The organism is Serratia inhibens (assembly GCF_003591175.1).
Taxonomy (GTDB): Bacteria; Pseudomonadota; Gammaproteobacteria; order Enterobacterales; family Enterobacteriaceae; genus Serratia; species Serratia inhibens.
Genome location: NZ_QYYG01000007.1, coordinates 43,874 through 58,156, shown reverse-complemented (window position 1 = coordinate 58,156; position 14,283 = coordinate 43,874). Strand labels below are relative to the sequence as shown.

Sequence of the window (14,283 nt, the reverse complement as noted above, 5' to 3'; positions counted from 1 at the left end):
TTCAGGCCCTGCTCAGTAACCTAATTCCTATTGCGCCTCACCAGGGCCTCATCAGGAACGTAAATCTGCTATTCAAGGCTCCACCGGTAGAGCAAGTCAACTTGCCAAAGGGGAGCCGCTATCTTCAGCCGTTTAGATGACTCCGCCCAAAGCTAAATTACCCGGCATTATTGCCGTCAGTTAGCTGGCGTAAAGCAATGCTGCATATACTGACCCACCTTATTATTCTCCGGCGATGCAAGATTTACCGATTATTTACACTTTCCAGATACTTTTTGGCTTTTGTTTTTTTTTCGTTGGTATAAGTTCTGGCTACGCATCTTTAAAAAATACTTTTACTCTTTTAAAAGGTAAATTTATGCATGGCTGGAGCGCAATATTGCATTTTTATTATGTGTGGTTATTTATTAAGATACGCACCGCTTGTCATCGCAAGCTTCGTGATATTGGTTCTGCTCTGGAACACCTCCTTTGATGTGATAAAAAGGAGGTTTTTTCGTTTTGCCGGCACCCTTACAGGCAAATATGAGCAATTCGGTGGCCGCAGCGGGTGTTCCACTGCGGTGGGAATAATGAACCTCACTTTTCTCGCAAAAACAGACGTCTGGCGATCAGGATATCAACGATGATTAAACCGCCAGCGCGTCATAGTTTTTACGCCGGTAGTTGATCGCCGACAGCGCCCAGAACAAGACAAAAAGCGCAATAGCGGCGTAACCGACGCTGCCCATATTGTCATTGAGCAGCGTAATGCCATCCCAAACGGCGCCGTGCAGGTTCAATTTTTCGGCCAGCAACCCCAATCCTTCCAGGCCGCCAATCAGCACCGCAATCGCCACGCTGGTGGCGGTAATGGTCATGTTGTAATACAGCTTGCGCACCGGTTTGTTGAACGCCCAGCCGTAAGCGCCAATCATGACGAAATTATCCAGCGAATCCACCAACGCCATACCGGCGGCAAACAGCAGCGGGAAGATCATGATCGACCAGACTGACATGCCCGAACCGGCACCGGCGGCGGAAATGCCCAGCAGGCCGACTTCGGTGGCGGTATCAAACCCCAACCCAAACAAAAATCCCACCAGATACATATGCCGGCTTTTGTTCACGGTATTGAAGGTCATGCGGAACAGCCGCGTCATCAGGCCGCCGTGCCGGTGCGCCAGCGCTTCATCCGTCAGTTTTTCCCCTCTTTTCACCCGGCGGAAGGTGCGGTAAACATCGCGCAGAATCAGCCCGTTGAGCGCCGCCATCGCCAGCAGAAACAGCGAGGAAACCAGCGTGCCGAGGGTGGAGCCGTAGTCATGCAGCCAGCCGATGCGGTTGCCGAACGCCAGCGAGGTGGCGGCGATGGCCGCGCAGGCCAGGATCACGATACTCGAATGCCCGAGCGAGAAAAATGCGCCGACGGAAACCGGGCGTTGGCCCTGTTGCATCAATTTGCGCGTCACATTGTCGATAGCGGCGATGTGGTCGGCATCCACCGCGTGGCGCAAGCCGTAGCTGTAAGCCAGCAGCGCGGCGGCCATCAGCGCCGGGTGATGATGGAATGCGGCAAAGGCCGCAGCCCAGGCCAGCAGGTTAACGGCGATCAACGCCAACAGCAGCCAGAAGGCGCTGGTGTTTTTTTGGAAGAACTCAGGGTAATTCATGTTACGTCCTGTCAGAGAGAGAAGAAGAAAGCGGGGATTGTTGCGCGCAGGCGACCATCGCCTGGCCGAATGCCAGCCCGCCGTCGCCGGCGGGGATGCGCTGTGGCAGCAGGACCTGCAGCGGCGCCAGATGATGCACCAGCCGTTGGCGCAGCAGCCGGTTGTGCAGCACGCCGCCGCTCAGCGCCACCTGTTTGATGCCGTACTGGGCGGCAAAATGTTGGACCAGGGCGGCGAATCCCTGCGCCAACGCGTCGTGAAACGCCCAGGCGCGCTCCGCCGGCGATGTACGCCAGCCAAGCCACTGCGGCCAGAAGGCGGCGAGATCGAGCAAATTGTCTTTGAGCGGCAGATGCAGCGGATGGCGGCAATGGGTCGCCTGATGCGCCAGCGCTTCCAGCCGGCAGGCCGCTTCGCCTTCCCAACTGAGTTGCAAAGGCGCGCAGCCTAACGCGGCGGCGGCGGCGTCAAACAACCGGCCGCATGACGACGCCAAAGGGGCATTGATGCCGGCGTCGATCGCTTTCAGCAGCGGCTGCCACGGCTGTTGCAGCAAAAATTGCGTTTCCGGCAGCCGTTGCCAACCCTCGACAAAGCGCGCGCAGTGCGCCAGCAGGTTGCGCCACGGCTCTTGCGCCGCGCGATCGCCGCCCGGTAGCGCCACCGCCGGCAACCCGCCGAGCGAGCGGCACTGCCGGTAATCCACCCACAGGCATTCGCCACCCCAAAGCTGGCCGTTGTCGCCGTATCCCAGGCCATCCAGCGCTAGCCCGATAACCGCGCCGCCATCAAGCGGCCACTGGTGCTCCGCCAGGCAGGCCGCCAGATGCGCGTGATGATGCAGGACCTCGGTCAAGGGGAGCGCTTGACGCTGCGCCCAGCGGCGGCTGGCGTAATCCGGGTGCGCATCGGCGGCGATGCGCTGCGGCCGGCAGTGATACAGCGTCAGGAAATGGGCGATGGCGTGTTGCCACTGTTGTTGAACGTCTTCCTGCGCCAGATTGCCAACATGCTGGCTGAGGATCGCTTTGTCGCCGCGTACCAGGCAGAAAGTATTTTTATTGTCGCCCCCGATCGCTAGCAGCGGCGGTTGAACCGGGAAGCCGGGGGGCAGCGGCAGGGCGTCCGGCGCATAACCGCGCGAGCGGCGTAGCATCTCGGTGCCCTGCGGGTGCTGCCGCAGCAACGAGTCATCGGCGCGTTGCAGGATCTCGCGGTTATGCATCAGCCACAGATCGGCAATGCCGGTCAGATCGCGCAGCGCCTGCTCGTTGGTTAACGCCGGCGCACACCCGGCGGCGTTGCCGGAGGTCATCACCAGCGGGCGTCGCACCGCTTGCATCAGGAGATGATGCAGTGGGTTGGACGGCAGCATGACGCCGACTTCGTCCAGATGCGGCGCAACGGCGTCGCACAGCGCGGAGTGGGGGCGCTGTGGCACCAGGACGATCGGTGCGGCCGGGGAAAGCAGGGTTTCGCTCAGTTGCGCCAGCGAGTGGCTGCCGGTGCAGCGCGTCAGCCAGCCGATATCCGGCAACATTACCGCCAGCGGTTTGCCCGGCCGCCGTTTACGGTTGCGCAGGCGCATCACCGCGTGCTGATCGGTGGCGTCACAGGCCAAATGGAAACCGCCGACGCTCTTGATGGCGACGATTTCGCCGGCGCATAACAGTGCCGCCGCCTGTTGCAACGCCATATCCGCCAGGTTGATGGCTTTGCCGTCCGCGTGGCAACTGAAGAGCTGCGGTCCGCATTCGCGGCAGGCCACCGGCTGGGCGTGAAAGCGCCGATCCTGCGGCGTGTGGTATTCCCAGGCGCAGTGCGGGCACAGTGCGAACGGCGCCATGCTGGTCGCCGGGCGGTCGTAAGGCATATAGCGAATCAGGGTGAAGCGTGGGCCGCAATGCGTGCAGTTAATGAAGGGATAACGGTAGCGACGATCGTGCGGATCGTTCATTTCACGCAGACAATCGGGGCAGGTGGCGGCGTCGGGAACGACCTGCGTAGCCATTTGGCTTTGTCGGCTATGGCGAATGGCAAAGTCCTGCGGCGGCTGCAGCCAGTTGAAGGGGCGCAGGCCGATGTTATCAATCTGGGCCAACGCCGGTGCCTGGCGCTGCAGCATATGCAGGAACATATCGATATCCACCGGTTGCACCAGCCGAATTTCGACCCCGGCGCTGTCGTTCCAGACTTCGCCACGCAGGCCGAGGCGCTGCGCCAGTTGCCAGACAAAGGGGCGGAATCCGACGCCCTGCACTTTGCCGCTGACGCGAAGCAATAATCCTGACGGTGACTTGGACATCTTACCCACCCAATAAGTAGGGGACGAACAGGTTCGTCCCGGTTTGGTTAACGGTCACATCACGTCTTCCACCGCCCTGCGCAGGCGGGCTTTCATGTCGCTGTAGCTTTGGCTGGCGTAATTTTCCGCCCAGTTTTGATCGTCAATCGCTTCCAGCTTGACCGCGCAGTACTTGGTTTCCGGCGTTTTGGATATCGGATCGAGGTTCTCCTGCGTCAATTCATTGCAGGCACCAATCCACCACTGATAGGTCATGTACACCGCGCCCAGGTTAATGCGTTCGTTGTAGTTGGCGCGGGAGATCACCTTGCCGCGCCGCGAGGCGACCCACACCAGCTGCTGATCGCCAACGCCCAGGGCGGCGGCGTCTTGCGGGTTGATTTGCACGAAGCCCGGTTCATCCGCCAGCGTTTGCAAGGCGGCGCAGTTGCCGGTCATCGAACGGCAGGAGTAGTGGCCGACTTCACGCACCGTACACAACACCAGCGGATAAGCGGCGTCCGGCACTTCGGCCGGGGCGCGCCAGGTGGTGGCGAACAGCTGCCCCTTGCCGGACGGGGTGGTGAATTGATTGCCCTGATACAGATACGGCGTGCCTGGGCTCTCGAGCGTGGTGCAAGGCCATTGAATGTGGCCGAGTTCGCCCATTTTTTCGTAGGTCGCGCCGTAAAACAGCGGGCACAGCTCGCGCATTTCATCCCAGATTTGCTGGTTGTCTTCGTAATGCATCGGATAGCCCAGTTCGGTCGCCAGCAGGCTGATGATTTCCCAGTCGCGCTTGACGTTGTACTGCGGCTCGATGGCCTTTTCGAAACGCTGGAAACCGCGATCGGCGCACGAGAACACGCCACCGTGTTCGCCCCAGGAGGTGGATGGCAGGATCACGTCCGCCCGTTCGGCGGTTTTGGTCATGAAGATGTCTTGCACCACGATAAACTCGAGCGCATCGAACGCGCTGCGCACCAGGCTGAGATCGGCTTCGGTCTGTAACGGATCTTCCCCCATGATGTAATAGGCTTTCACTTTGCCTTCGTGCACCAGGTGCGGCACTTCTGTGATGCGATAACCCACGTCCGGATCCATACCGGCGGCGTCAATGCCCCAGGCGGCGGCGAATTTGGCGCGGACGGCGGGGTCAGTAACGGATTGATAACCGGGGAACTCGTTTGGCAACACGCCCATATCGCAGGCGCCTTGGACGTTGTTTTGGCCGCGCACCGGGCCGACGCCGACGTTGGCGCGCCCGAGGTTACCGGTCAACAGCGCCAGGCTGGCCAGCCCTTTGACCACATCCACCGCCTGGCCGAACTGGGTGACGCCCATGCCCCACATGATGGTGGCGGAAGGCGCGCTGGCGTAGGTGCGCATCGCCTGACGGATTTGCCGGGCGCTGACGCCGGTCAGTTGTTCCACCGTTTCCGGCGCGTAATCGGCCACTTGTCGGCGGTAGGCGTCGAAGCCTTCGGTGTATTTCGCCACATAATCGCGGTCATACAGGTTTTCTTCGATCAGTACGTGGCCGAAGGCGTTAACCAGCGCCATATTGCAGCCGTTGTTGATTTGCAGATGCTGATCGGCGATGCGGGCGGTTTCAATGCGGCGCGGATCGCAAACCACGATTTGCGCGCCTTTCTCTTTGGCCTTCAGGACCCGGCGGGCGACGATCGGGTGCGAATCGGCGCAGTTGTAGCCGATGATCAGTAAACATTTGGAGTTTTCGATATCACCGATCGAGTTGCTCATGGCGCCGTTGCCCAGCGTGGCTTGCAAACCGGCAACCGACGGGCCGTGACAGACGCGGGCGCAGCAGTCGACGTTATTGTTGCCGATCACCGCGCGGGCGAACTTCTGCATCACATAGTTGGTTTCGTTGCCGGTGCCGCGTGAGGACCCGGTGTGCATAATGGCGCGTGCGCCGTGCTGCTGTTTGATGGCTTTCAGCCGCTGCGCGGTATAGCGGATGGCTTCGTCCCAGCTGACCGCTTCAAACTTGCCGCCTTTTTCACGGCGGATCAGCGGCTGCGTCAGGCGTGGCGTCAGCAGTTTGGTGTCGTTGAGAAAGTCCCAGCCGTAGTAACCCTTCAGGCACAGCTCGCCCTGATTGGTTGCGCCGTCGGCGGCTTCTGCGCGAAGGATTTTGCCGTTATCCACCACCAGTTTCATTTTGCAGCCTGCGCCACAGTAAGGGCAGACGGTCGTGATTTTTTTCATTGGTTCAGCTCCTAAAACAGAGACGACAAGTTGTCGAGCGCGGCACGGCGGCGTTTCTCGGCGTTCATTTCCTGCAACAAATTGCGGTCGACGCAGTGCAGCGCTTTGGTGGGGCAGGTTTCCATACAGGCCGGGCCGGCGGCGCGACCGGTGCACAAATCGCATTTGTGGGCTTCGGCTTTGTCGCTGATGGCGCTCAGTTGAGCGCCGTTCTGGCGGATCACCGGGCGGGTGATCACCTCCATGGCGCCGTAGGGGCAGGCCACCACGCAGGTTTTGCAGCCGATACAGCGTTCCTGCATCACCAACACCATGCCGTTTTGGCGGCTGATGGCACCGTTGGGGCAGACGTTGGCGCAGGGTGCGTCTTCACACTGGCGGCATAACACGGCGGTACTGACGTTCACGCCTTTAATCACGTGCAACCTTGGGGCGAAGGTGGCGGCGGTCAACGCCGAAATGTCCTGGGTGGCGCTGTGTGCCATGACGCAGGCGATTTCGCAGGTACGGCAGCCGATGCATTTCTTCGGATCGGCGATGATGAACCGGTTCATCATGAACTCCTGGTTTACGGGGTTGGCGGTGGCGGTATGACAAGGTCTATTCATAAAGCGTGCCAATCCACTAATAACAATAAAAACAATCAGTTGGTTTTTTTGTGACGAGAGAGCCGACAAAAATGACGATGACGATGTCAGGCCGTCGTCACGGTCAATGTCGAATAGCCGCCGTGGGCCTGCCAGTGACCAAGGCGCTGATGCAGGGTTTTCACCGCCTGCTGCACCGCCGGGCCAATGGGGTAGTAAAACGCCACCACCTCCGGTTGAATGCCGATGAAGGTAATGTCCGGTATGTCGGCGCGCAGTTGGTCGATCAGGAAGCTGAGCGGCATATTGTGGGTGGTCATGATGAACATTTCGGCGATATCCGCCGGATCTATCACCCGGGTTTCGCCCGGCGCCAGCCCCATGTCGGTGGCGTCGACGATCACCAGCCGCTGCGGCCGCAGTTGGCGAATGGCGTAAATGTCATTCTCCGGCGCCGCGCCGCCGTCGATCACCGTCCAGCCGGCGGGGGGAGCGGCCTGGCACAGTTCCGCCAGCAGCGGACCGGCACCGTCGTCGCCCATCAGGCAATTGCCGACACATAACAAAACGCTATCCATGGTGCCTCCTGACCATCAGATAAATCGCCGGTTCGTTTTCGATGGACTGCAACAGGGCGATCAACCGTTGGCTCCAGTCTTGCTGCTGCTGCGTCATTCGTTCAGCGGCGCGGCTCAGCGCGCTGGCCAGCAAATGGGTGTGGCTGCTGTCGATGCAGATTTCGCCAAAGCGCTCGACACCGGCCAGTTTGCGCCTGGCGGCACCCTCGGCCGGCAACTGCGCAATCCAGTCGCGAAACGCCGCCAGCGGGCAATCGAGCCTGGCTTCCAGACAGTCGATCACCCCCAGATGATGGCCGATCGCCAGGCTGTAATAGATCACTTCCTGCGCCTTGGGCGGCGCTTTCTTTTCCTGCACGAACTTGCGGCTGAGGGAATAAAACGTCACGTGGCAGACCGCGCTCATAGCCGCAACTCCCCACGCTGCACGCGCTGATAAAGGGCCAACAGATGGCCGACGATCTCCGTCAGGCGCGGGTCGTCTTGCCGTTGCAAATAGGTCGCCACGCGTTGTTCCGCCGTTTGCGCGTCGCTGGCGGCCAGCAGTTGCAGAAAGCGATCGGCGATTTGCCGGCCGTAGCGATACCCGGCCAGGCGCCGCGCTTCGCGATCCACCGCCACGCGCAGCGGCTGCGGCAGTTGCGGGTGCAACAGCGCAGTAGCCTCGCCCTCGGTTTCATCGTGCTGTTGGCGATGGATTTTCTGCTCGAGCAAACCCAGCGCCATGGCGAAGCCGTAAATCGTGGCGGCGGGCGTCGGCGGGCAGCCGGGGATATACACGTCAACCGGCACGATGCGGTCGGTGCCGCCCCATACGCAGTACAAGTCGTGGAAAATGCCGCCGCTGTTGCCGCAGGCGCCATAGGAAATGCAGATTTTCGGATCCGGCGCGGCCTGCCAGGCGCGGATCGCCGGGATGCGCATCGCGCGGGTGACCGCGCCGGTGAACAGCAAAATATCGGCATGACGCGGCGAGGGCACCACTTTAATGCCGAAGCGTTCAGCGTCGAACAGCGGTGAAATAGCGGCGAAAATCTCGATCTCGCAGCCGTTGCAGCCGCCGCAGTCAACGCGATAGACGTAGGCGGAACGGCGGATATCTTTCAGCAAGGTGGTTTTTAGCTGGGCGATGCTGTCGTCGAGAGTTATCGGCACCGGTTGCCCGTCGGCATCACGCGGGCCAATCAGCGTCTGGTTCATTGGGCGACCTCCCGGGTCAAATGGCGGCCAACGTCGATACGGTCGGCCTGGGTCAGGCTTTGTTGCTGTTTGCAGGCCGGGCAGGTTTCGAACTGTTCGCGGCGCTGTTCGCCGAGTTCGAGCAGCGCCAGGGCGTAATCAATTTCCTTCTGCGGGGCATAGGCCTTGCCGCATTGGCGGCAGTGGCAGAGGGCGAAATCGGCGCTTTCGAGCAGATCTTCTTTGCGCCACACCGCCAGTTCGAACTGGTTCGACAGGCGAAGGGCGGTCGTCGGGCAGACTTCTTCGCAGCGGGCGCAGAAAATGCAGCGGCCCAGAAAGAACTGCCAGCGAATCACGCCGTTTTCGACATCGGTTTCCATGGTCAGCGCGTTGGATGGGCAGGCGTTGGCGCAGGCACCGCAGGCGATGCATTGCTGCGGGCTATACTCCGGTTTGCCGCGAAAGTTGGCGTCCACCGCCAGCGGCTGCGTCGGATAGGCCACCGTGGCGTTGCCGGTTTTAAGCACTTTTTTAATCAGTTTCAGCATGGTGTCGTCCCCTTAAAACGGTGCGTTTTTCCGCTCGATGCCGTAGCGCTCGATTTCCTTGTACGGCACCACGACAGACTTGCGTTTGCGGACGTCGACGATGGTCATGCGGTCGGTGCAGGAGTAGCAGGGATCGAGGCTGCCGATGATTAGCGGGGCGTCGGAAACGGTATTGCCGCGCAGCATAAAACGCAGCGTCGGCCAGTTGGCGTAGGTGGCGGCGCGGCAGCGCCAACGGAACAGTTTCTGATTGTCGCCGGTCATGCTCCAGTGAATGTCGTCGCCGCGCGGCGCTTCGGCAAAGCCCAGCGCGAACTTGTGCGGCATATAGGTAAAGCCTTCCACCGCCAGCGGCCCGGCGGGCAGGCATTGCAGGCCGAATTCGATGATGCCGAGCGAGTTGAACACTTCGTGAATGCGCACTTTCAGGCGCGAATACACGTCGCAGCCGGTTTCGACGCACAGTTCCACCGGCAGCTTGGCGTAACCGGCGAACGGATGATCGATACGGGTATCCCGGCGGTGGCCGCTACCGCGCAGCATCGGCCCGACGTTGCTGTAATCGCGCGCGATCTGCGGATCCAGCCGGCCGACGCCGATGCTGCGCTGCTCGGTATTCGGCGTGCTGAGCAGAATATCCACCAGGTCGTTGAGCTCGCTGCGCATCTCTGCCGCCAGCCGCAGGGTTTGCAGCATGTCGTCTTTCAAGATGTCGCGCCGAATGCCGCCAATCAGGTTCAGGCCGTAGGTTTTGCGCGCGCCGGTAAGGATTTCCGCCATCTTCATCGACTTTTCGCGCACGCGGAAAAACTGCATGAAGCCGCTGTCGAAACCGACGAAATGGCAAGCCAGGCCGAGATTGAGCAGGTGGCTGTGCAGCCGTTCCACCTCCAGCAGGATCGAGCGGATCATTTGCGCCCGTTCCGGCACCTGAATGCCCATGGCGTTCTCCACCGAACTGGTATACGCCACGCTGTGGGTAAAGCCGCAGATGCCGCAAACCCGGTCGGACAGGAAGGTCACTTCGTTATAACCCATGCGTGTTTCCGCCAGCTTTTCCATGCCGCGATGAACGTAGAACAGGCGGTAATCGGCGTCGATAATGTCTTCACCGTCGACGAACAGGCGAAAATGGCCCGGTTCGTCGGAAGTGATGTGCAGCGGGCCAATCGGCACCACGTTGGCCTTGGCGCCGGCTTCGCTGACAAACGGATAGGTTTCGACATCGGTGGTCGGTGCCGGCCGCTGGCGGTAATCCATTGCGTCTTTGCGCAGCGGATAAAGATCGTCCGGCCAGTCGTCCGGCAGCACCAGACGCCGCTCATCCGGCAACCCCACCGGGCGCAAGCCGTACATGTCCCGCACTTCGCGCTCGCCCCACACCGCCGCCGGCACCCGTGGCGTTACCGACGGGAACTCCAGCGTTTGGGCGTCGACTTCGGCGCGCACGGTGATCCAGCATTTCACCCCTTGCTCCATCGACAGCACGTAATACAGCGCGTAGCTGCCGCACAGCGTGCGTTCGTCGTTGCCGAACAGCACCGAAAGCCAGCCACCCTGCCGGTAGTACAGCCATTCCACCACCTCCGGCAGCGCATTCAGCTTCACCGTTACCGTGAGTTGATCGGCGGTTTGCCATTCCGCCGCCAACACGGCTGCCGGGAATTGCCGTTGCAGCGCCGTCAGATAATCTTGGCCCAGATGTTCAGTAATCATGATGTTCCTACTTGTGAATTAGCTGACGACCAGCCAGGAAACCAGCGCCAAAAATGCCAGGCCGAAGCCGGCCCAGGTGGTGCGAGCGGTTTTCAGAAAACGCAGCCGCGCGACGCTGTTTTCCACGACGGCGACGGCCATTACCGCCAGCAGCAGCTTGCACAGCGATAACGCCAGCGCCACCGCCAGCGCGGGCGGGGTTAACTCGGTGGCCTGGCCCCAGGGCACGAATACGCCGATAAACAGTTGCAGCACCACCAGTTGCTTCAGGCTGATGCCCCATTTGAGGATGCCGAGCGCTGCGCCGGCGTATTCGGTCAGCGGACCTTCCTGCAATTCCTGTTCGGCTTCCGCCATGTCGAACGGCAATTTGCCCATTTCGATAAAGGTGGCGAAACCGCAGGCCAGCAACGCCAACAGCAGCGGCGCGCTGGCGTACGGCGGCCAATCCGCGACGCACTGGCTGATGGCGCTGAGTTGGGTAGAGCCTGCGACCAGCGCCGCCACCCACAGGCCAAGCAGCAGGATCGGTTCCACCAGAATGCCCAGCACCGCTTCGCGGCTGGCGCCAATGGCGGTGAAGGGGCTGCCGGTATCCAGCCCGGCGAGGGCAAACACGAAGCGCACCACGGCGAACAGATAAATCAGCGTGATGACATCGCCGATCGCCGGCAGCGGAGAAGCCTGCAACAGCATCGGCAGCGCGCAGGCAATCGCCAGCAACGCCCCGGTCAGCAGATAAGGCATGGCGCGAAAGGCGATTCCCGCTGCCGCAGGGGCGAGGGATTGGCGTTTGAGCAACTTGGCGATGTCGCGGTATTCCTGCAACACGCCCGGCCCGCGGCGGCTGTGGAGGCGGGCGCGCAACTGGCGGCTGACGCCGGCGAAGAGCGGTGCTATGGCCAGCAGCAGTAACGCCTGCATGACGCCAATCAATAGAGTGGGATAAGTCATCAGGTTCTCCTTAGGCCAGCGCCACGATCAGCAGCACCGCCAGCTCGATGGCGGCGACGCCACGGCAAAACGCATTGAGAGGCGCGCGGTGCAGCCAGCGCTGTAATGCGACCGGTTTCAAGGTTTGGCGCAGGGCGTACAACGGCGCGAACATCACCCGCAGCGGCTGAGCGAAACCGGTGGCGGTGATCACCATCGAGGCTTCGTGGCCGTAGCCGCAGGCCCAGGCTTCGCCGCTCGTACGGCGTGCCTGGCGTTTCCCCCGATAAACCGCTGCGATCAGCAACGGCAGCAGCGGCATCGCCAACAGCAAGATGGCGATCAGCGGCGGGGAAACCAGCAGATGGGCGCCAAGCGGCGTTTGCTGAGTCAGGGTGGCGGCCAGCCGGGCAAACAGCGGTATCAGCCAGGGTGCGCCAAGGCCGCACAGCAGGCACAGCAAGGCCGGCAGCAGATGGCTGAGCATCATTGGCCACGCCGCCGGCCGGGCGTTGGCGGCGGCCTCGCAGCGCGGCGCACCGAGGCACGCCACGCCAAACACTTTGCTGACGCACATCACCGCCAACGCGCCGGTGATCGCCAATGCCACCGCCAGCAACGGGCCAAGCAGCCGGCCGATAAAGGCCGATGCGGCGCTGAACTGGAACAGGCCTTGATAAATCAACCACTCGCTGGCAAAACCGTTGAGCGGCGGCAGCGCCGCCATCGATACCAGCCCGACCAGCAACGCGATGCAGGTCCAGGGCATCAGCCGCGCCAGTCCGCCCATTTTTTCCATGTCTTTCAGCCCGGTTTGCTGTTCGACAGCGCCGGCGGCAAGCAGCAATGCCGATTTAAACAGGCTGTGATTGCACAGATGAAACAGGCCGCCCATCAGCGCCAGCGCGGTCAGTTCAGGCAATTGCAGCGCCAGGCCGACCATTGCGCCGCCGATGCCGAGCAGGATGATGCCGATATTTTCCAGCGTGTGGTAAGCCAGCAGTCGGCGCAGGTCATGCTCCATCAGCGCATACAGACCGCCGAAAAAGGCGGTGCCGGCCGCCAGCAACAACACCAGCAATCCCCACCACAGCGGCGGTGTCCCCAGCAGATCCATGCCGATTTTGATCACGCCGAGCAGCCCGACTTTCATCAGCGCGCAAGAAAAGAGCGAGGCCGCCGGGGCGGGCGCGCTACCGTGCGCTTGCGGCACCCAGCCGTGCAGCGGCATCACGCCGGCGTAAATGCCGAACCCCGCCAGCGCCAGCAAGAATGCCCCGCTGCGCAGCGTCGAAGGCAAGGCTATCTCGCGCATGGCGCTGAATTGCAGGCTGTGGGTTTGGCTGTAGATCAACGCAAAAGCGGCGACCAGCAGCAGGGTACCGAAGCGCATCAGCAGAAATTGGCTGTGGCCGGCCTGCTGGCTTTTGGCGTCTTGCCGCCGAACAATCAGGAAGTAACCGCACAGCGCCGCCAGCTCCAGCAGCAACACCAGTGCCAGCGCATTGTCCGCCATCACGGCAGCGCTCAGCGCCGCGGGCATCAACAGCATCAGGCTGCCCTGCCGGGTACGGCCGTGGTCATTGAGCGTCGTCAGCCAATGGCAAAGGTACAGCCCCACGAACAGGTTGCTCAGCGCGATCACCAACAGCAACAGCGCATTCAGGCCGCTGATCTCCACCGCATAGTGCAGCCACGGCAGGCGGGCTGGATGAGGCGTGGTGAACAGCCAGGGCAGGGCTGCCGCAGTGGCGGCCAGCGACACCAGCAGCGTGCCGATGCCGCAGACGCCGGCGCAAAAACGTGGCCAGATCGCCAGCAGCCAGCACAGTGCGGTCAGCAGCAGCGAACCGCTCAGTGACAGCGTCAGCAACAGCAGCGGATCGGGCAGAAAATCGGTGATCATCGGTTCGGCTCCTTGCGGGCGACGGGGGGGCTGACAAACGGCAACTCGGCGGCTAACGCCTGCATTGCATTACGGCGTTTTCGTTCGCTGGCTTGCCGCACATCCTGGTCGGCAACCAGCCGGATGGCGTTGGTCGGGCAGGTGCGAATGCATGCCGGGCCGTCTGGGCTGAAGGCGCACAAATCGCATTTCACCGCCACCGCACGTATCCCAGGTTGGCAATCGAGGAACGCGCCGATCGGGCGAGCGGGAGCGGGGGGCGGCGGTGCCAGCGCGGTCTGGCAATCGCCGGGAATGGCCAGCGGCACGCTGCCGCCAAAACCAATGGCGCCAAACGGGCAGGCGATGCCGCACAGTTTGCAACTGACGCACAGGCTTTCGTTCAACACGATGGCGTTATCCTGATGCGTGATCGCGTTCACCGGGCAAACCTGCGCACAGGGCGCGTCTTCGCACTGGCGGCACATCACCGGCGCGGAATCGCGCGCATTGCGCATCACCTGTAAACGCGGCAAGGCTTGCAAACCGGCCAGGCGATGTTCGGTCGCGCAACTGGCCATGCAGGTATTGCAACCCATGCATAATTTGGCATCCGCAATAAGAAAGCGGTTCATGCAGACTCCTTGCGATTTCGTCACTTTTGACGAAGTCGACAGTAAAAATGA

General features: G+C 61.6%; 13 protein-coding genes. 1 reads left to right on the top strand and 12 read right to left on the bottom strand.

What is annotated here, in order from left to right; all coding sequences use genetic code 11:
- Nucleotides 1–362: 362 nt before the first annotated feature.
- Nucleotides 363–629 (top strand): hypothetical protein, encoded by a 267-nt coding sequence (locus tag D4100_RS19125; RefSeq protein ID WP_119805029.1) that lies wholly within the window; start codon nucleotides 363–365, stop codon nucleotides 627–629.
- On the opposite strand, the gene D4100_RS19120 is transcribed toward D4100_RS19125, so the two are convergent.
- The 12 genes from D4100_RS19120 to D4100_RS19065 all read right to left on the bottom strand — a co-directional run bounded on the left by D4100_RS19120 (nucleotide 630) and on the right by D4100_RS19065 (nucleotide 14,232).
- Nucleotides 630–1,652: a HoxN/HupN/NixA family nickel/cobalt transporter gene (locus D4100_RS19120; RefSeq protein WP_065506615.1), complete on the bottom strand. Its 1,023-nt coding sequence runs from the start codon at nucleotides 1,650–1,652 to the stop codon at nucleotides 630–632.
- Between the two features lies 1 nt (nucleotide 1,653).
- Nucleotides 1,654–3,957 carry a carbamoyltransferase HypF gene (hypF, locus tag D4100_RS19115; protein ID WP_119805028.1) on the bottom strand — a complete coding sequence of 768 codons (2,304 nt, stop codon included), beginning with the start codon at nucleotides 3,955–3,957 and terminating at the stop codon, nucleotides 1,654–1,656.
- A 54-nt stretch (nucleotides 3,958–4,011) separates the two neighbouring features.
- Nucleotides 4,012–6,168, bottom strand: coding sequence for a formate dehydrogenase subunit alpha (fdhF, locus tag D4100_RS19110; RefSeq protein WP_065506613.1), 2,157 nt, complete (start codon nucleotides 6,166–6,168; stop codon nucleotides 4,012–4,014).
- A gap of 11 nt (nucleotides 6,169–6,179) precedes the next feature.
- Nucleotides 6,180–6,722, bottom strand: coding sequence for an electron transport protein HydN (gene hydN, locus D4100_RS19105; RefSeq protein WP_065506612.1), 543 nt, complete (start codon nucleotides 6,720–6,722; stop codon nucleotides 6,180–6,182).
- Nucleotides 6,723–6,862: 140 nt separating this feature from the next.
- Complete coding sequence (gene hycI, locus D4100_RS19100) at nucleotides 6,863–7,333, bottom strand: hydrogenase maturation peptidase HycI (protein WP_119805027.1); 471 nt, start codon at nucleotides 7,331–7,333, stop codon at nucleotides 6,863–6,865.
- Complete coding sequence (locus tag D4100_RS19095; protein ID WP_065506610.1) at nucleotides 7,326–7,739, bottom strand: formate hydrogenlyase maturation HycH family protein; 414 nt, start codon at nucleotides 7,737–7,739, stop codon at nucleotides 7,326–7,328. The genes hycI and D4100_RS19095 overlap by 8 nt, the downstream gene beginning before the upstream one ends.
- Nucleotides 7,736–8,533, bottom strand: coding sequence for an NADH-quinone oxidoreductase subunit B family protein (locus D4100_RS19090; RefSeq protein WP_119805026.1), 798 nt, complete (start codon nucleotides 8,531–8,533; stop codon nucleotides 7,736–7,738). Before D4100_RS19090 ends, D4100_RS19095 begins: the two co-directional genes overlap by 4 nt.
- Nucleotides 8,530–9,063: a formate hydrogenlyase complex iron-sulfur subunit gene (locus D4100_RS19085; protein WP_119805025.1), complete on the bottom strand. Its 534-nt coding sequence runs from the start codon at nucleotides 9,061–9,063 to the stop codon at nucleotides 8,530–8,532. Before D4100_RS19085 ends, D4100_RS19090 begins: the two co-directional genes overlap by 4 nt.
- Before the next feature lie 12 nt (nucleotides 9,064–9,075).
- Nucleotides 9,076–10,779, bottom strand: a complete 1,704-nt coding sequence (locus D4100_RS19080; protein WP_065506607.1) for a hydrogenase large subunit — start codon at nucleotides 10,777–10,779, stop codon at nucleotides 9,076–9,078.
- Nucleotides 10,780–10,797: 18 nt separating this feature from the next.
- Nucleotides 10,798–11,733 (bottom strand): respiratory chain complex I subunit 1 family protein, encoded by a 936-nt coding sequence (locus D4100_RS19075; protein WP_065506606.1) that lies wholly within the window; start codon nucleotides 11,731–11,733, stop codon nucleotides 10,798–10,800.
- 10 nt (nucleotides 11,734–11,743) lie between these two features.
- Nucleotides 11,744–13,618 carry a proton-conducting transporter transmembrane domain-containing protein gene (locus tag D4100_RS19070; protein ID WP_119805024.1) on the bottom strand — a complete coding sequence of 625 codons (1,875 nt, stop codon included), beginning with the start codon at nucleotides 13,616–13,618 and terminating at the stop codon, nucleotides 11,744–11,746.
- Nucleotides 13,615–14,232: a 4Fe-4S dicluster domain-containing protein gene (locus D4100_RS19065; RefSeq protein ID WP_065506604.1), complete on the bottom strand. Its 618-nt coding sequence runs from the start codon at nucleotides 14,230–14,232 to the stop codon at nucleotides 13,615–13,617. Before D4100_RS19065 ends, D4100_RS19070 begins: the two co-directional genes overlap by 4 nt.
- Nucleotides 14,233–14,283: the final 51 nt, after the last annotated feature.